Below are 17,467 nucleotides of genomic sequence, written 5' to 3'. Positions count from 1 at the left end.
CCTCAGTCGGTAGGGTGACGAAGCCCCAACGACGGGAGGCCGTCCTTGTCCTCTGCCCCCGAGTTCTTCGGCAGGGAGACCGAACTGGCCGCCGTGGCCGCGGCCGTCGACCGGGTGCCCGCCGCCGGCCTGGTCGCCGTCGTCGTGTCGGGGGAGCCGGGCATCGGCAAGTCGAGCCTGCTGGCGCGAGCGCGGGACGGGCTGCGCGACCGGGGCTGCGCGGTGCTGGCCGCCGAGTCCGACGACGTCAGCCGGCGCATCCCGTACGCGGCGGTCGCCACCGCCCTGCGGTCGTGCGCCGCGACGGCGGGGGACGCCGAGGCGCTGGCCCCGACCGGCGAACCGGACGCGGGCTGGTTCGGCCGGGCGTGCGAACTGGTCGCCCGCGCCCTCGCCGCGCTCACCGCCGACCGGCCCGCCGCGCTGGTCCTCGACGACCTCGACCGGGCCGACGACGACTCGCTGGCCATGCTCGCCGTGGTGCTGCGCCGGGTCACCGCCGCGCCGCTCGTGCTGCTGGCCGCGACCCGCTCGCACCACGTCAACGGCGGCGTGGACGAACTGCTGGACCGGCTGGAGCGGCACGCCGAGGTGGTGCGGCTGGAACTGGCGCCGCTCGGCGGCGGCGAGGTGGCGCGGATCGTGGAGTCCGTGCTGGGCACGCCGGTCGACGAGGGACTGGCGCACGAGGTGTGCCGGCGCGCGGACGGCAACCCGTTCTTCGCCGTGGAGATCGCCCGCTCGCTGCGCGAGCTGGACCTCGTCGCGGTCGACGGCGACCGGGCCCGGCTGACCGTGTCGCCGACCGCGATCCGGCTGACCAGGCGCGAGGCGGTGCTGCGCCGCGTCGCCCCGCTCGACCGGGGGACGCGTGCGGTGGCCAGGGCCGTGTCGGTGTTCCGGCGGGTGCGACTGGACCGCATCGGGTTGCTCGCGCGGGTCGCGTCGCTGCCCGAGGACGACGTGGTGGCGGCGTTCGACGAGCTGCTGCGCGCGCACATCGTGGTGCGCGACGCGGACCGCGGCTACCGGTTCTCGCACGCCCTCGTCGGCGAGGCCCTGTACCAGGAGATCGGGCCCGCGCAGCGCCGCCACCTGCACAGCCTCATCAGCGCCCGGCTGCTCGACGACCTCGACCGCGGCCTGTCGACCGACGAGCTGGAGCTGGCCTGGCACCTCGCCGAGTCCGCGCCGCCGGGCGACCTGCGCGCGGTCCGCGTGATGGCGCGGGCCGCCGACGCCAACCGCGCGACCGCCCCCGAGACGGCGGCGGCGCTGTGCGCGCGGGCCCTGGAGCTGCTGCCGGTCGCCGCGCCCGAACGCGGCGCGCTGCTCGCGTCCCAGTGCCGGGCACTGGCCCACGCGTCCCGCCCGGCCGCCGCCGCGGCGCCCGGTCTCGCCGCCCTGGACGCCCTGCCACCCGGACCCGAGCGGTCGCGGTGCGCGGTCGTCGTGCTCAGCTGCCTGTTCCTCGTGGGCAGGCTGGCCGAGGCGCTGCGGCTCGCCGACGCCGAGCTGGCCGACGCCGAGTCGGCCGCCGGCGCCGCCCCCGCCGCGCTGCACGCCCAGCGCGCGCTGCTGCTGGTCTTCACCGGGCGGCACGCCGACGCCCTGGCCGAGGCCGAGCGCACCGAGGCCATGCCGGTCGCGTCGGCCGCCGAGGGGGTCGTGGTGTTCGACCGGCTGGCCGTCATCACCTCGATGCTGTTCCGGCACGACAAGACCGTCGAGTACGCCAACCGGGCGCTGCGTGCCGCCGACCAGCCCGCGCTGGAGCTCCAGGCGCTGGCCGTCGGCGCCTCGACCGGGGCGCTCGCGGGACTGGTGCACGACGCGTCGTGGCGGCTGCGGCGGGCCGAGGAGCTGCGCGAGCGCACCGGCGGCCACGCGTTCCGCGGTGAGCTGGAGATGGCGGGCGTGGCGCTCGACTGGTTCGGCGGCGAGTGGGACGCCTGCCTGGAACGCCTCGGGCGGGCCGCCGCGGAGCTGGAGGCGCGGCAGGAGCTGATGATGCTGCACGGCCTGCGCGCGATCGAACTGGAGGTGCGCACGTGGCGCGGCGAGCTGGACGTGGCCGCCCGCCTGGCCGGGCTGCCCCCGCCGACCAGCCCCAACATGGCCGGCCTGCACGCCCTGGCCATGGCGGACTACCTGGCCGCCCGGGGTGACGCGACCGCCGCCCGCGCGACCCTCTCGGCCGCCGTGGCCCCGGACGGCGCGTCCGCGTACAGCTGCGTCCTCCTGGCCAGGCTGGTCGAGCTGTCCCTGACCCACGACCTGGTGGACGAGGCCCGCGCCACCCTGGCGACCCTCCGGTCCGTGGCCGCCGACCGCGTGTCCCCCTGGACCCGGACCGCGGTGCGCCGGGTCGGCGGCCTCGTGCACCGGGACCCGGACCTCCTCCGTGACGCGGTCCGCGAAGCCGAGACCGGCGGCCTGGTCTTCGAACGGGCCCGCGCCCAACTCGCCCTGGGCCGGCACGCCCCCGCCGTCCCGGCCCTCCTGGAAGCGCACGCCACGTTCTCCCGGCTGGGCGCGCACGGCCTGCGCCGCCAGGCGGGCGCCCGCCTGCGGGAGCTGGGTGCCAAGGTCCCCCGGACGCGGACCGCGCCCCGGGGCCTGCTGACCCAGGCCGAGTCGAACGTGGCCCGCCTCGTCCAGCAGGGCATGCGCAACCGCGACATCGCCGCGGCCCTGCACTACAGCCCCCGGACGATCGAGGTCTACCTCTCCCGCATCTACGCCAAGCTGAACGTCACCTCCCGCCTGGAACTGGCCAGAACCCTGGACACCACCCCACCCGCGAGTCGTAACCCCACCCCCCGCGAGTCGTAAACCCAGGCCGCGCGAGTCGTAAACCCAGGCCGCGCGAGTCGTAAACCCAGGCCGCGCGAGTCGTAAACCCAGGCCGCGCGAGTCGTAAACCCAGGCCGCGCGAGTCGTAAACCCAGGCCGCGCGAGTCGTAAACCCAGGCCGCGCGAGTCGTAAACCCAGGCCGCGCGAGTCGTAAACCCAGGCCGCGCGAGTCGTAAACCCAGGCCGCGCGAGTCGTAAACCCAGGCCGCGCGAGTCGTAAACCCAGGCCGCGCGAGTCGTAAACCCAGGCCGCGCGAGTCGTAAGTTCGCGCCCCACGAGTTCCTACTCGCGAGTGCATGACTCGCTGGGCCTGGACGTACGACTCGCCCGGCTTGGCCTTACGACTCGCGGGGCCTGGGTTTACGACTCGCGCGGGCGGGACTTACGACTCGCGGCTTAGTTGTTGTGGTGTCCTGACTTAGCCGGGTGGGGGTGGGCGGGGTTGGTTGGGGGGTGTGGAGGTCGTCGAGGTCGCGGGTCGGCGGGAGCTGGTGGTCGGCGGTGTCGCGCACCCGCTGCCCGCCGACCTCGACGACGTGGCCGCGTTGGCGCTGGCGCGGTACGGCGTCACGGCCTGGCACCTGCTGCGCACGTGCGCCCACCTGCGACGGGGTGAGTCGGTGGTGGTGCACGACGCGGCCGGTCCGGTCGGCGCGCTGGTCGTGCAGCTCGCGGTGGGCTTCGGCGCGGGACGGGTGATCGCCACCGCGCCCACCCAGGCGCGGCGGCGGCTCGCCGTGCGGCTCGGCGCGGACGCCGCGGTGGACCCGTCCGCGCCCGACGTGCGCGAGCGGCTGCTCGCCGGCGGGCCGGTGGACGTCGTGGTCGGCGGCACGGTGGAGGACGCGCTGGCCGTGCTGGCCCCGTTCGGGCGCCTGGTCGGCCACGGTGAGCCGTTCGCGGTGGACCCGGTGGGCCTCGGGTCGCGCGCCGTCGCGGGGTTCCGCCTCGACGACTGCCTGGCCCGGCCGGGGATGGTGGCCGCCGCGCTGAGCGAGCTGACCGGGTTGACCTCGGCGGGACGGCTCCGGCCGTGCGCCGGGGAGCAGGGCACCACACGGGACGACCGCTAAGGGGACGCGCATGCGCACCGCTCACACCACCTGTCCGCTGTGCGAGGCGACGTGCGGGCTGGAGCTGACGATCGACGGCGACCGGATCACGGCCGTGCGCGGCGACCGGCTGGACACCTTCAGCCGCGGGTTCCTGTGCCCGAAGGGCGCGTCCCTGGGCGCGCTGGACGCCGACCCCGACCGCCTGCGCACGCCCCTGGTCAAGCGGAACGGTGAACTCGCGCCCGCGTCGTGGCGGGAGGCGTTCGCCCACGTCGACAGCCGCCTCACCGCGATCACCGCCGAGCACGGCCGCGACGCCGTCGCCCTCTACCTGGGCAACCCGACCGTGCACTCGCTCGCCGGCGGCCTGTACGCGCCGGGCCTGCGCAAGGCCCTGGGCACCCGCAACGTGTTCACCGCGTCCACAGTGGACCAGATGCCCAAGCACGTGGCGTGCGGCCTGCTGTTCGGCGGCATCTACACCATCCCCGTCCCGGACGTCGACCGCACGGACTTCCTGCTGCTGCTCGGCGCGGACCCGTTCTCCTCCAACGGCAGCCTGTGGACGGTCCCCGACGCGCCCGGCCGGCTCAAGGCGCTCCGCGGGCGCGGCGGGGCGTTCGTGGTGGTCGACCCGCGCCGCAGCCGCACCGCCGCCGCGGCCGACCAGCACGTGCCGATCCGCCCCGGCACCGACGTGTTCCTGCTCTTCGCCCTCGTCAACGAGCTGTTCGCGGCGAACCTGGTGGACCTGGGACACCTCGGGGAGCACACGGTCGGCGTGGACGAGGTCCGCGAGCTGGCCCGCCCGTTCACCCCCGAGGCGGTGGCCGGGCGGTGCGGCGTCGAGGCCCGCTTCACGCGCGACCTCGCGCACCGGCTCGCCGCCGCACCGCGCGCCGCCGTCTACGGCCGGATCGGCACCACCACCGTCGAGTTCGGCACGGTCGCCAGCTGGCTCGTGGACGTCCTCAACGTCCTCACCGGCAACCTGGACCGGCCGGGCGGCGCGATGTTCCCGCTGCCCGCGCACACCCGCCGCGGCACGGGCACCGGCAAGGGGTTCACCACCGGCCGGTGGCGCAGCCGGGTGCGCGGCCTGCCCGAGGTGGCGGGCGAGTTCCCCGTCGCCACCCTCGCCGACGAGATCGGGACGCCCGGTCCCGGCCGGGTGCGGGCGCTGATCACGGTCGCGGGCAACCCGGCGCTGTCCGCCCCGAACTCCGACCGCCTCGACGCGGCCCTGGCGGACCTGGAACTCGTCGTCTCGGTCGACCCGTACCTCAACGAGACGACCCGGCACGCCGACGTCGTGCTGCCGCCACCGCCGCCGGGCCAACGCGCCCACTACGACCTGGCGTTCCTGTCGTTCGCCGTGCGCAACGTCGCGAAGTACTCGCGGCCCGCCGTGCCCCTCGCCGACGGCGCGCTCGACGAGGGCGAGGTCCTGCTGCGGCTCACCGCCATCGCCGCCGGCCTGGGCCCGGACGCCGACCTCGACGCCCTCGCCGGCACCGACCCGTCGGCGGACCTCACCCGGGACGAGCAGCTGCTCGACGCACGCCTGCGCGAGGGCGTCCACGGGCTGTCGGTCGAGGAGCTGCTCGCCCACCCGCACGGCCTCGACCTCGGCCCGCTCACCAGCCGCCTGCCCGAGATCCTGCGCACCCCCTCCGGACGGATCGAGCTGTGCCCGAGGCCCATCGTCGACGACGTGCCCCGCGTCCTCGCGGCCCTGGCCGAACCCCGCGACGGCCTGCTCCTCGTCGGCCGCCGCCACCTGCGGACCAACAACTCGTGGCTGCACAACGTGCCCGCCCTGGTGAAAGGCCGCCTGTGCACGCTGCTGGTGAACCCCGCCGACGCGCGCGAACTCGGCCTCGTCGACGGCGGCACGGCCCGCGTCACCTCCCGCGTCGGCGAGGTCGAGGCCACCGTCGAGGTGAGCGCCGACATGGCCGAGGGCGTGGTGAGCCTGCCGCACGGCTGGGGCCACGACCGGCCCGGCACCCGCCTCGCCGTGGCCGCCGCGCACCCCGGCGTGAACGTCAACCGGCTCACCGACGACCTCGCCCTGGACCCCTTGTCCGGCACCGCCGTGCTCAACGGCGTCCGCGTGCGCGTCCAGCCCGCCGCCGGTGACCGCCACCGCCCGGTGACCGGCACTACCCGGTGAGCAGCCCAGTGATCAGCCCAGTGAGGAGCACCGCCATGACCGCACCCGCGGCGCGCGTCGTCGCCGACCTGCCCTTCGTCGCCGCCCACCGGCACGACGACCGCGTGGCGTGGCGCCACCGGCGCGACGGCGCGTGGCACGACGTCACGTTCACCGAGGTCGCCGAGGAGGTGCTGGAGCTGGCGTCGGGGCTCGTGCACCTGGGTGTCCGGCCGGGTGACCGGGTGTGCGTGCTGGGGCGGACCAGCACCGAGTGGCTGGCGGTCGAGCTGGCGGTGCTCGCGGCGGGCGGCGTCGTGGTGCCGATCTACCCGTCCAGCGCGCCCGAGGAGTGCGCGTGGATCATCGCCGACTCCGGCGCGGTGCTGCTCGTCGCCGAGGACCACGCCCAGCGGGCCAAGGTCGACTCGGTCCGCGACCGGGTGCCCGACCTGCGCGACGTGCTGGTCGTCGAGGACGGCGGGCTGGCCGAGCTGCGCTCGCGGGGCCGCACGTCCCCCCTGCCGGGCGAGCTGGACGACCGCCGCGCCGCGGTGCGCCCCGACGACCCGACGCTGGTCATCTACACCTCGGGCACCACCGGCCCGCCCAAGGGCTGCGTGCTGACCAGCCGCAACTGGCTCACGATGTGCCGGCTCACCGAGGAGCTGTCCTACACGCTGCCCGAGGACGTCGTGTACCTGTTCCTGCCGCTGGCGCACGTGTTCGCGCAGATCGTGGCGCTCTCGGCGCTCCACACGGGCAGCACGCTCGCGTTCTTCGGCGGCGACACCGCCGAGGTGGTGCCGGAGCTGGCGCAGGTGCGGCCCACGTTCCTGCCGTCCGTGCCGCGGATCTTCGAGAAGATCTACTCCGTAGCCACCGCGGGCGTGCCGGAGGACCAGCTGCGCCAAGCGGTGCGGGTCGGCCTGGCGGTGCGGGAGCTCCAGGCCGCCGGGCAGCCGCTGCCGCCCGACCTGGCCGCCGCGTTCGAGCGGGTCGACCCGGTGTTCGCCCGCGTCCGCGCGGTGTTCGGCGGCAGGCTGCGCCAGGCCCTCTCGGGCGCCGCGCCGATCTCGGTGGAGGTGCTGGAGTTCTTCACCGCCGCCGGCGTGCCCGTCCTGGAGGGCTACGGCATGAGCGAGTCGACCGGCGTGGGCACCGTCAACACCCTCGCCCACCACCGCCTGGGCTCCGTCGGCACGTACGGCATGGCCGGGCTGGAGCTGAGGATCGCCGACGACGGCGAGATCCTCATGCGGGGGCCGCACGTCTTCGCCGGCTACTGGAACAACCCGGCCGCCACCGCCGAGGTGCTGACCGACGGCTGGCTGCGCACCGGCGACCTGGGCGAGGTGGACGAGGACGGCTTCGTCACCATCACCGGCCGCAAGAAGGACATCATCATCACCGCGGGCGGCAAGAACATCGCGCCCGCCAACGTGGAGAACCAGCTGCGCCAGTCCCGCTGGGTCTCGCACGCCGTGGTCTACGGCGACACCAAGCCCTACCTCGTCGCCCTGCTCACCCTGGACGAGGACGAGATCGTGCCGTGGGCGCGGGACCGGGGCCTGCCGACCGACCTGCCGACCCTGGCGCGGACCCCGGAGGTGCGCGCCCTGCTCCAGGGGGTCGTGGACGAGGCCAACTCGCACTTCTCCACCGCCTCCCAGGTCAAGCGCTTCACCGTCCTGGACCGCGATCTCTCGCAGGACGAGGGCGAGCTGACGCCGACGCTCAAGGTCAAGCGCACGGTCGTGCACACCGCCCACGGACCGCGCTACGAGGGCCTGTACGCCTGACGGGGACCGGCCGTCGCGCACGCCGGTCCGCGAGCCGCCGAAGAACACCGCCCGCGATGTGAACCGAACTCGCGACCGGCGCGTGTGCAGGGTGTTCCGCCGTTCACGAGAGGTCCCGCCGATGCACCACCCCCGCCGCACCCGGCACACCCGCCGCAACCCGTCGCCGCTCGGAGCACGTCCCGGGCAGCACTAGCCGAACGAGAGAACATGCACGATCCGATCCTGGACCGCACGCTGCGCCGGGTCCGCGCCGAACGGGTGCGCGACCACCGGCGCCGCGGCGGTGTCACCGCGGCGGTGGGCACCACGCTCGCCGCCGCGGTGCTCGCCGGCGGCGTCTACCTCGGCCAGCACAGCGTGCCGGGGGAACGGGTCCTGGTCGCCACCGCGGCGGACGGGGTCCGGATGACCGTCACCGCCACGCCCGCCGACGGCTGGTTGCGGCTGCGCGCCGACCTGGACGGCATCGACCCGGGCGAGAGGTGCGAACTCGTCGTCACCGACACCGCCGGCAGGCGCTACCTCGCCGGCGGCTGGGTGGCCTCCCGCGGCGAGGACACCTCCGTCACCGGGGCCGTGGTGGTCGACCCGCGCGACCTGGCCGCCGTCAGCGTCGTCACCACCGACGGCCGGACCCTGGTCACCGCCACCGCGAGGTGAACCGCCGCGACCCGCGCCCCCACCCGGCCGGGGGCGCCGGATTCGGCTGCCCGCACGGCCGACGGCCGGCCGGACACCCATAAGCTGGTCCCGTGAGGTGGTTACCCCCGCTCGTCGTCCTCGTGCTGGCGACGGGCTGCGCGGACGGCCGCACCGTGCCCATCGACGAGGTACCGGTGGCCCACGAGCAGGTCACCACCACCCGGGACGCCTCCACCGGCACGTTCACCCTGGACTGCGGGCGCAACGGGGAACGCCACCTCAACGCGGACAACGTGGTCAGCGCCCCCGGCCAACCGTTCGGCGCGCACCACACCCACGAGTACGTCGGCAACCTCACCACCGACGCGCACTCCACCGACGAGTCCCTCGCCGCGGGCGCCACCTCGTGCCCCTCGGGCGACCGGTCCACCTACTACTGGCCGGTGCTGCGGCTCACCGACACCACCGGCCACGACGCGCACGCGCGGGGCGGCGGCGCGCACGGCAACACCGGCGAGGTCGTGCCCCCGGAGAGCGTCGTGATCACGTTCACCGGCAACCCCGTCAGCAAGGTCGTGGCGATGCCGCCGTTCCTGCGCGCCATCACCGGCGACCCCGCGGCGCTGAGCAGCGGCCGCGGCAACGCCCGGTGGAGCTGCACCGGCTTCGAGGACCGGCACACCGACCGCTACCCGGGGTGCGACCCGGGCAGCCGGGTCCTGCGCACCTTCGAGTTCCCCGGCTGCTGGGACGGCCGCAACACCGACAGCCCCAGCCACCGCGCGCACCTCGACTTCCCCGGCTCGAACGGGGTGTGCCGGCCCGGCACGTTCCCGGTGCCCAAGCTGCGCGTCCGCGTCGCCTACGACGTGCCCGCGGGCCGGCCGTTCGCGATCGACAGCTTCCCCGAGCAGGTCCGCGACCCGCGGACCGACCACGCCATGTTCGTCAACGCCATGCCGGACGCGCTGATGGACCGGGTCGTGACCTGCCTCAACGCGGGCGGGACCTGCTCGTAGAAAACCCCCGCCGCCGTTGAACCGAATCCACCCCGGGTCCGTGTCCGTGTCGACGGGGAAGACGAGAGGAGTGGGTGGATGGCGGCTCTGTGGTCCCGGAAACGGGAGGCCGCGGCCGACGAGGCGTTGATCAGGTCCCTGTACGAGGAGCACGGTCGGGCGCTGCTCGCGTACGCGACGCGCCTGACGGGGGACCGGGCGGCCGCCGAGGACGTCGTCCAGGAAACCCTCGTGCGCGCCTGGCGGCACCCGGACGCCCTGGTCAACGGCAAGGGCTCGGTCCGCGGCTGGCTGCTCACCGTGACGCGCAACATCGTCACCGACCGGATCAGGGCGAGGGCCGCCCGGCCCCAGGAGGTGGCCGAGACGCCGACGGCGCAACCCGTCCAGCGCGACCACGCCGATTCCGTGGTGGACTCCGTGGTGGTGCTCGAAGCGCTGGACAGGCTGTCGCCCGACCACCGCGACGTGCTGATGGAGATCTACTTCCGCGGCCGCAGCGTGACCGAGGCGGCCCAGGCGCTCGGCGTGCCGCCCGGAACGGTGAAATCGAGATCGCACTACGCGCTGAGAGCCCTGAGAGAGACGTTCGTCGGACAACAGGTCGCGCTGAAGGGGGTGGCCGGATGACCACGAACCACGTTCCACAACTGCTCGGCGCCTACGTGCTGGGCGCGCTCGACGAGCGGGAGGTGCGCGCGGTGGACGACCACGTGGCGACCTGCGCACCGTGCCGCGCCGAACTGGCCGAGCTGCGCGCGATGGAGGAGGCCATGGGCGACGTGCCGCCCGAGGCGCTGCTCGACGGGCCGCCCGAGGGTGGCGACCTGCTGCTCCAGCGGACGCTGCGGCAGGTGCGGGCCGAACGCGGCGGCCAGGTGCGGCGGCGCCGGGTCGGCCTGGGCCTGGCGGCGGCGGCCGTGGCCGCGGTCGTGCTCGGCGGCGGTTTCGCGGTCGGCCGGGGCACCGCGCCCGACCCGGGCGGCGTGGCGCAGACCGGTCAGCCGCCGGCGCCCCCCGCGGGCACCAGGGTCGGCACGGCGACCGACCCGGAGACCGGCGCGCGGATGACCGTGCAGGTCACACCGGCCGCCGGGTGGGTGCGGGTGAACGCGTCCGTCGCGGGCATCGCGCAGAACGAGAAGTGCCGGCTGTTCGTCGTGGCCAAGGACGGCAGCAGGCAGGAGGCCGGCAGCTGGCTGGTCTCCTCGGCAGGGGAGAAGGACGGCACGAACCTGGATGGTTCGGCGCTGATCGCGCCCGAGGACGTGCAGGCGGTCGAGGTGCGCAACTTCGACGGCGAGCAGATCGTCACCGTGCCCGTCTAGGGGAGGGGCCGGGGGGAGGGAGAGGTCCCCGTGCCGCCGCGGCGGCACGGGGACCACCCGCCCTCACGGCCTGAGCACGACCTTGCCGGTGGTGGCGCGGCCCTCCAGCGCGGCGTGCGCCCGGGCCGCGTCGCGCAGCGGGAACACCGTCGTCATCGGCGTCAACCGGCCCTCGGCGAGCGCCGCCAGCGACTGCTCCTCCAGTCCTCGCAGCGACGTGCCCCGCGTCATCCGCGGCCCCACCGCGACCGCCGCCGTGATGCCCAGGCGGTACAGGTCGCCGGTGTCCAGGCGCGTCGGCGCACCCGCCGACCACCCGAACAGGACGATCCGGCCGCCCACGCCGAGCAGTTCCAGCGCGGCCCGCCCCTGCTCGCCGCCCACGCCGTCGAGCACCAGCGTCACCTCGCCCACGCCCTCCGCCCAGCCGGGCCGCGTGTAGTCGACGGCGACGTCCGCGCCCACCCGCTCGACCAGGTCCAGCTTCGCGGTGCTCGCCGCGCCCACGACCTTCGCGCCCACCGCCTTGGCCGCCTGCACGAACAGCGCGCCCAACCCGCCAGCCGCCGACGTGACCAGCACCACGTCGTCGGCCGTCGGCTCGGCGACGCGCAGCACCCCGACCGCGGTGCGGCCCGTGCCGATCATGGCGACCGCGTGCTCCTCGGACACGTGCCCGGGCAGCGCGTGCAGCGAGGACGCGTCCACCACCGCCGCCTCCGCGTACCCGCCGCTCGCCCGACCCAGGTGCGCGACGACCCGCGCGCCCAGCCAGCGGCCCTCCACGCCCTCCCCGAGCGCCGTGACGACGCCCGCCACCTCCCGCCCCGGCGTCATCGGCAGCGCCGGCAGCGGGAACGGCCCGCCGCCCACCCCCGCGCGGATCGTCGTGTCCAGCAGGTGCACCCCGGCCGCGGACACCGCGACCCGCACCTGCCCGGCGCCCGGCTCCGGGGCGGGCACCTCCTCGTGGCGCAGGGTCTCGGCCGGCCCGAACTCGTACTGGCGGATGGCGCGCATCGCGGTTCCCCCTCCATGATCGACGGTGCCACGCTAGGAGTTCGAGGTAAGTCGAGGTCAAGTGATCGCGGCGCGCGGCCAACCTCCACCGGACCCCGCGCGTCGAGTGGGTGTGAAGCACTTCGACCACAACGCCCACCACCACGGCTTCCTGCTCCGCCAGGTCCCGGCCGACGCCCGCACCGCGCTCGACGTCGGCTGCGGAGCCGGGGCGTTCGCCGCCGCGCTCGCCGCCCGCGGGCTCACCGTCACCGCGGTGGACCGGCACGTCGAACCCGCCGCGGCCGGCGTGCTGTTCCGGCGGGCCGACGTGCTCGTCGACGACCTCGGCGGCCCCTACGACTTCGTGTCCTGCCTCGCCGCCCTGCACCACCTGCCGCTGGAACCCGGGCTGCGCCGACTCCGGTCGCTGGTGCGGCCCGGCGGCGTCCTCGCCGTGCTCGGCCTGGCCCGCGAGGAGGGCCTCCTCGACCGCGCCGCGAGCCTCGCCTCCGTGCCGCTCAACCTCGCCGCCCGCCTCGTGCGCGACGACCCCGTCCACGCCGTGCCCGTCACCGACCCGGAGCGGTCGCTGCGCGAGGTCCGCGCCGTCGCCGACCGGGTCGTGCCGGGCGCCCGGTTCCGCCGACGGCTGTTCTGGCGCTACTCCATGATCTGGCGCAGACCCTCCGCCGACACATTCCCCGACCGCATATCGCTTTGACCGGAACCCGTGCGGCACGAGATAGTAAACACACACGCCACAGCGACACCGACAAGAACCGAGGGGACCTCCGTGAGCGACTCGAACACCGACTGGAACGGTTCGGCCACGCGTACGTCCCGTCTCTGACCTGGGCTTGGGTTGATCCACCGGCATCGTCCCACCGCGGACCGCCGACACCCGGATCTATTCGCAAAACCTATTGCCCCATTTATCGCGGCAATCGCCGGATGAATTCCGCACGCCGCGCGGGCCCGATCTCCACGGGGTGGGGCGGGTCGCGGGAACCCCGGCACGGCGGGGTGATCGACTCCTGTTGGGAACCGGGGGCGGGTCCGCGCGCCCGCCCCCACCCTGTTTGTCACGCGGACGTGTCGGGTAGTCGGTGGGCGTCCGGAGCCCGAAACACGGGCTCGTGGTCCTCGTTTGGAGGGCGTGATGACCCACTCGACCGTCGGCCGTGTCAAGGTCGCGGGTCTCCAGCCCGCCCAGGTGCTGGCTGGTCTCCTCGGCCTGGTCTTCCTCGCGTTCGGTGTCGTGGGCTTCCTGCGCACCGGTTTCGGCGACTTCGCGGGGGACCAGCACGCCATGGTGCTCGGGTTCGCGGTGAACCCGCTGCACAACACGATCCACCTGGCGTTCGGCGTGCTCGGCCTGCTCATGGCCACCGGCTCCGGCCTGGCCCGCCTCTACGGCTGGATCGTCTTCCTCGCCTACGGCGCCGTGCTCCTGTGGGGCCTGGCGCTCGCGGGCGTCTTCTCCGGCAACCCCGTCTCCGGACTGGGCAACCCGCTGGCGCTCAACACCAACGACAACTGGCTGCACCTCGGCTTCGCCCTCGTCGGCCTCCTGATCGCCGTCCTGCCCGCCCGGCGCAAGATCGTCGTGCCGGAGGAGACCGTCGAGCCCGTCGAGGCCCACCCGGTCGACCGGGACGACTCGATCCGCGACGCGGAGACGCGGGAACTGCCCACGCAGCGCGTCGACACCCACCGCACCCACGGCGACCGGCACCACGACGACCGGGTCGAGTCCACCGACCCCACCGTGACGGCCCGACCCGTGCACCCGATCGACCCCGCCGTCGCCGAGCAGCAGAGGGCGCGGCACTTCCGCTGACAGCCCCACCCACCACCGACGCGGGCACGGTCCACCCGGACCGTGCCCGCGTCGTCGTCACCGGGTCATCGCGTCACCGGGTCACACGGCCTCGGCCAGCCGCCGCAGCCGGTCGTCGTCCAGTTCCACGTCGAGCGCCCCCAGCGTCTCCTCCAGCTGCGCCACCGAACTCGCCCCCACCAGCGGCAGCACCCCCCGGCTCAGCACCCACGCCAGCACCACCTGGTTGACCGTCGCCCCCAGCTCCGCGGCCACCTCCCGCAGCACCGCCGACCCCCGCGCCGTGCCCGGGTGGTCGTACGCCTCACCCAGCGGCTTGTCCCGGTACGCCCCCGCCAGCAGCGTCGAGTACGCCACCAGCGCCACGTCCCCCTCGTGCGCCGCGTAGTCGAACAGCTCGTCGGTCATGTGCACGTGCCCGGCCTCCGGCAGCCGCACCCCCGGCCGCGGCCGCAGGTAGCTGAACCGCTGCTGCACCGCCACGTACACGGGCAGGCCGTTCGCCCGCGCCACCGCCCGCGCCCGCTCCAACCGCCACGTGGCGTGGTTGCTCGCACCCACCTCCCGCACCCGACCCGCCCCGACCAGCGACGCGAACCCGCCCAGCGTCTCCTCCAACGGCACAGCCCGGTCCTCGACGTGGCTGTAGTACAGATCGATCCGGTCCGTGCCCAACCGCCTCAGGCTCGCCTCCGCCGCCGACCGCACGACGTCACCGGCCAGGCCCTCCGCGTTCTCCAACCCCGTGCCGGGCGTCCGGGGCCGCGCGCCCACCTTCGTCGCCACCACCACCTCGTCCCGGTTGCCGCGCGCCGCCAACCAGCGCCCCACCACCTCCTCGCTCTCGTCACCCGTGCCGCCGTCCCAGAACACGTAGTTGTTCGCCGTGTCCAGGAACGTCCCACCCGCCTCCACGAAGCGGTCCATGATCGCGAACGACGTCTCCTCGTCCACGAACTTCCCGAACGGCAGCGTGCCCAGGCACAGGGCGCTGACCTCCAGGGAACCGATGCGCTGCTTCCTCATGCCGCCAGCCTGGGTGCCGGAGCGCGCTCCAGGTCAAGCCCCGGCCTGGCATGCTGGACCGCGATGTCGACCTTCGCGAAGTGGGCGCCCGCCGTGCTGGCGCTCGTCCTGGTGGCCGGCCCCGGCGTCTGGCGCTGGAGCCGCCACACCATCACCATCGCGCACGAGGCCGGGCACGCCCTCGTCGCCGTCCTCACCGGCCGCAGGCTGGAGGGCATCAAGCTCAACTCCGACACCTCCGGCGTCACCGTCTCGCGCGGCCGACCCACCGGCGTCGCCGTCGTGCTCATGTACTTCGCCGGCTACGTCACCCCGTCCCTGCTCGGCCTCGGCGCCGCCGCGCTCGTCACCGCCGAGCAGGTCAGGCCCCTGCTCTGGGCGACCGTCGCGCTGCTCGCCGCCATGCTCGTGATGATCCGCAACGCGTTCGGCGTGCTGTCCGTCGTCCTCACCGGCGCGGTGATGTTCGTCGTCTCCTGGTACGCCACCCCCGAGTGGCAGGCCGCGTTCGCCCTGTTCGTCACCTGGTTCCTGCTGCTCGGCGGTGTCCGCCCGGTCGGGGAGCTGCAGAGCCGCCGGGCCCGGGGCCGCGCGCCCCGGTCCGACGCCGACCAGCTGGCCCGCATCACCGGCGTCCCCGGCCTCGTGTGGGTGCTGCTGTTCGCCGCCGTCACCATCGGCGCCCTCGTCCTCGGCGGCCGGGTCCTCCTGCCGCTCTGACCGGCGTCCTCCCGTTCGCGTCGATCGTCCATCCGCCGTGGTTGAGCGCGTTGTCGACGGGTAACCGGGCCGCATGGTCAGCATCGGTTACTTCCTGTCGTGCGAGGAGTTCGGTCCGCGCGAACTCGTCCAGCAGGCCCGGTGGGCCGAACAGGCGGGCTTCGAGCGGCTCTGGATCTCCGACCACTACCACCCCTGGAACTCCGAGCAGGGCAACAGCCCGTTCGTGTGGTCCGTGATCGGCGCGCTCTCCGAGGCGACGACGCTCCCCGTCACCACCGCCGTCACCTGTCCCACCGTGCGCCTGCACCCGGCCGTGGTCGCCCAGGCCGCCGCGACCGCCGCCGTCCAGTGCCAGGGCGGGTTCACGCTCGGCGTGGGCACGGGGGAGGCGTTGAACGAGCACATCCTCGGCGGCAGGTGGCCCTCCGCCCCCGAACGCCTGGAGATGCTCGACGAGGCCGTCGAGGTGATGCGCGCCCTGTGGACCGGCGAGTCCGTCACCCACCGGGGACGCCACTACACGGTCGAGAACGCCCGCCTCCACACCCGACCCGAATCACCCGTCCCGGTCTACGTCTCGGCCTTCGGCCCCCACGCGGCCCGAGTGGCCGGCCGCATCGGCGACGGCTTCTGCTCGACCATGCCCGATGACTCGTTGGTGTCGGAGTTCCGCTCGTCCGGGGGAGGTGACAAGCCGACCCAGGCCGGCTTCAAGGTCTGCCACGCCCCGACCGCCGAAGCGGGCGCCAAGACCGCCTACCGGCTGTGGCCCAACGAGCAGCTGCCCGGCGAACTCGCCCAGCTGCTGCCCACGCCCGAGCACTTCGAGCAGGCGTCGACCCTGGTCACCGAGGAGATGGTCGCCTCGGCCCTGCCCACCGGCCCCGACGTCCAGCCGTACGTGGACACCGTGCGCCAGTACGCCGAGGCCGGCTACGACGAGCTGTACGTGGCGCAGATCGGCCCGGACCAGGAGAGCTTCTTCGAGTTCTGGTCCACCGAAGTGGCCCCCGCGCTCTAGCCCACCCGTCCCTCCTCCCGCCCACTCCCACCGCCGCCCCTCCGCCCGCCCCGCGCGGGCCGAGGGCTCCCCACTCCGCGGGGTGGGGTCTCCCCGTTCCGAGGAAGCGTCCCAACTCACCTGATCCGATCGGGCACGACACGTTTGCCCTCCCCGGAACAGCGGGTAAGCCGTGATCAAGCACCTGAAGACCGCAAGGGGGTCCATCCGATGACCAGCACCGCGCGCCTGCCAAAGCCCGTCACCGACGTCTGGGACTGGCAGAAGGAAGGACTGTGCCGAGGCAGCGACAGCGCAGTCTTCTTCCACCCGGACAACGAGCGGGGCTCCGCCCGGGCCGCCCGCGAGGACAGGGCGAAGCAGCTCTGCTCCCACTGCCCGGTCCTCCTCCAGTGCCGCGAGCACGCCCTGGCGGTCCAGGAGCCCTACGGCGTCTGGGGTGGAATGGGCGAGGACGAACGCCGCCGGATCATCGCCGGCCGTCGTCGAACCGCCGCCTGAGCCGGGAACCCCCGGCACCGGGCACCCACCCCGGACCTCGCGCCACCGACCTCGCACGAAGCAGCGCCCCGGCAGTACCGGCACAGCGACACCCCGCCGCCGACCGATGCCAGGGCCCGCGGGCACCGATGGACCCCAGCACCACCCCAGGTCGAGAACACCGCGACCACCACGGCCAGGCCGGTCCGCCGCACCCCCTCGCGGCGGACAGGCCCACACCCGAGGTCCCGAACCGCCTGATGACCCCGCCGCCGGTCAACGCAGCCCGGCAACGGGGTCTTCGTCGTCTCCGCGATCCCGCGATTCCCGCGCCGGACGAGCCACCGGACGTCCGCGGACCCCGCCGGCCCGGCGCACCTCAGCCGGCCGGGTCGGGCGGTGGTCGCCCGGCGTTCCTCGTGTTCAACCGATGGGCGAGATCCCGGTTGCGCACACTCTCCGACCCGTGTTCACCCCAGCGTGTCGGCGGATAACGGCCGACCTGGGCGAACA

General features: G+C 74.6%; 15 protein-coding genes. 13 read left to right on the top strand and 2 right to left on the bottom strand.

Features of this window, described 5'->3' with window-relative positions:
- Positions 1-45: 45 nt before the first annotated feature.
- The 8 genes from J2S66_RS19885 to J2S66_RS19850 all read left to right on the top strand — a co-directional run bounded on the left by J2S66_RS19885 (position 46) and on the right by J2S66_RS19850 (position 10,862).
- Entirely contained in the window at positions 46-2,835 is a 2,790-nt protein-coding gene (locus tag J2S66_RS19885) for an ATP-binding protein (RefSeq protein WP_310308678.1), read from the top strand.
- A 478-nt stretch (positions 2,836-3,313) separates the two neighbouring features.
- Complete coding sequence (locus J2S66_RS19880; protein WP_310308677.1) at positions 3,314-3,931, top strand: zinc-binding dehydrogenase; 618 nt, start codon at positions 3,314-3,316, stop codon at positions 3,929-3,931.
- A gap of 10 nt (positions 3,932-3,941) precedes the next feature.
- On the top strand, positions 3,942-6,089 hold the full coding sequence (locus J2S66_RS19875; RefSeq protein ID WP_310308676.1) for a molybdopterin-dependent oxidoreductase: 2,148 nt from the start codon (positions 3,942-3,944) through the stop codon (positions 6,087-6,089).
- A 35-nt stretch (positions 6,090-6,124) separates the two neighbouring features.
- Positions 6,125-7,870, top strand: a complete 1,746-nt coding sequence (locus J2S66_RS19870; RefSeq protein WP_310308675.1) for an AMP-dependent synthetase/ligase — start codon at positions 6,125-6,127, stop codon at positions 7,868-7,870.
- Positions 7,871-8,080: 210 nt separating this feature from the next.
- Complete coding sequence (locus J2S66_RS19865) at positions 8,081-8,533, top strand: hypothetical protein (RefSeq protein ID WP_310308674.1); 453 nt, start codon at positions 8,081-8,083, stop codon at positions 8,531-8,533.
- Positions 8,534-8,625: 92 nt separating this feature from the next.
- Positions 8,626-9,534 (top strand): DUF1996 domain-containing protein, encoded by a 909-nt coding sequence (locus J2S66_RS19860; protein WP_310308673.1) that lies wholly within the window; start codon positions 8,626-8,628, stop codon positions 9,532-9,534.
- A 78-nt stretch (positions 9,535-9,612) separates the two neighbouring features.
- Positions 9,613-10,164 (top strand): sigma-70 family RNA polymerase sigma factor, encoded by a 552-nt coding sequence (locus tag J2S66_RS19855; RefSeq protein ID WP_310308672.1) that lies wholly within the window; start codon positions 9,613-9,615, stop codon positions 10,162-10,164.
- Positions 10,161-10,862 (top strand): anti-sigma factor family protein, encoded by a 702-nt coding sequence (locus J2S66_RS19850; protein WP_310308670.1) that lies wholly within the window; start codon positions 10,161-10,163, stop codon positions 10,860-10,862. The genes J2S66_RS19855 and J2S66_RS19850 overlap by 4 nt, the downstream gene beginning before the upstream one ends.
- 63 nt (positions 10,863-10,925) lie before the next feature.
- Here the strand turns inward: J2S66_RS19850 and J2S66_RS19845 are convergent, their stop codons facing one another.
- On the bottom strand, positions 10,926-11,882 hold the full coding sequence (locus J2S66_RS19845) for a zinc-binding dehydrogenase (protein ID WP_310308669.1): 957 nt from the start codon (positions 11,880-11,882) through the stop codon (positions 10,926-10,928).
- A gap of 112 nt (positions 11,883-11,994) precedes the next feature.
- On the opposite strand from J2S66_RS19845, the gene J2S66_RS19840 reads away from it, so the two are divergent.
- Both J2S66_RS19840 and J2S66_RS19835 read left to right on the top strand, forming a co-directional pair.
- Positions 11,995-12,585, top strand: a complete 591-nt coding sequence (locus J2S66_RS19840; protein WP_310308668.1) for a methyltransferase domain-containing protein — start codon at positions 11,995-11,997, stop codon at positions 12,583-12,585.
- Between the two features lie 438 nt (positions 12,586-13,023).
- Positions 13,024-13,704 (top strand): DUF4383 domain-containing protein, encoded by a 681-nt coding sequence (locus J2S66_RS19835; RefSeq protein WP_310308667.1) that lies wholly within the window; start codon positions 13,024-13,026, stop codon positions 13,702-13,704.
- Between the two features lie 81 nt (positions 13,705-13,785).
- Here J2S66_RS19835 and J2S66_RS19830 read toward each other — a convergent pair whose 3' ends face one another.
- A complete protein-coding gene (locus tag J2S66_RS19830) occupies positions 13,786-14,730 on the bottom strand; it encodes an aldo/keto reductase (protein WP_310308666.1) in 945 nt (314 codons plus the stop codon).
- 63 nt (positions 14,731-14,793) lie between these two features.
- Here J2S66_RS19830 and J2S66_RS19825 point away from each other — a divergent pair, with 63 nt between their 5' ends.
- The 3 genes from J2S66_RS19825 (at position 14,794) to J2S66_RS19815 (ending at position 16,975) form a co-directional block, all read left to right on the top strand.
- Positions 14,794-15,450, top strand: coding sequence for a M50 family metallopeptidase (locus J2S66_RS19825; protein WP_310308664.1), 657 nt, complete (start codon positions 14,794-14,796; stop codon positions 15,448-15,450).
- 73 nt (positions 15,451-15,523) lie between these two features.
- Positions 15,524-16,474 carry a TIGR03557 family F420-dependent LLM class oxidoreductase gene (locus J2S66_RS19820; protein ID WP_310308663.1) on the top strand — a complete coding sequence of 317 codons (951 nt, stop codon included), beginning with the start codon at positions 15,524-15,526 and terminating at the stop codon, positions 16,472-16,474.
- A 210-nt stretch (positions 16,475-16,684) separates the two neighbouring features.
- On the top strand, positions 16,685-16,975 hold the full coding sequence (locus J2S66_RS19815) for a WhiB family transcriptional regulator (protein ID WP_310308662.1): 291 nt from the start codon (positions 16,685-16,687) through the stop codon (positions 16,973-16,975).
- Positions 16,976-17,467: the final 492 nt, after the last annotated feature.

Origin of the sequence: Saccharothrix longispora (genome assembly GCF_031455225.1) — a bacterium.
In the GTDB taxonomy this organism is placed as follows: domain Bacteria; phylum Actinomycetota; class Actinomycetes; order Mycobacteriales; family Pseudonocardiaceae; genus Actinosynnema; species Actinosynnema longispora.
Note: the sequence above shows the minus strand (reverse complement) of the source record. Positions and strands in the feature narration are given on the sequence as shown.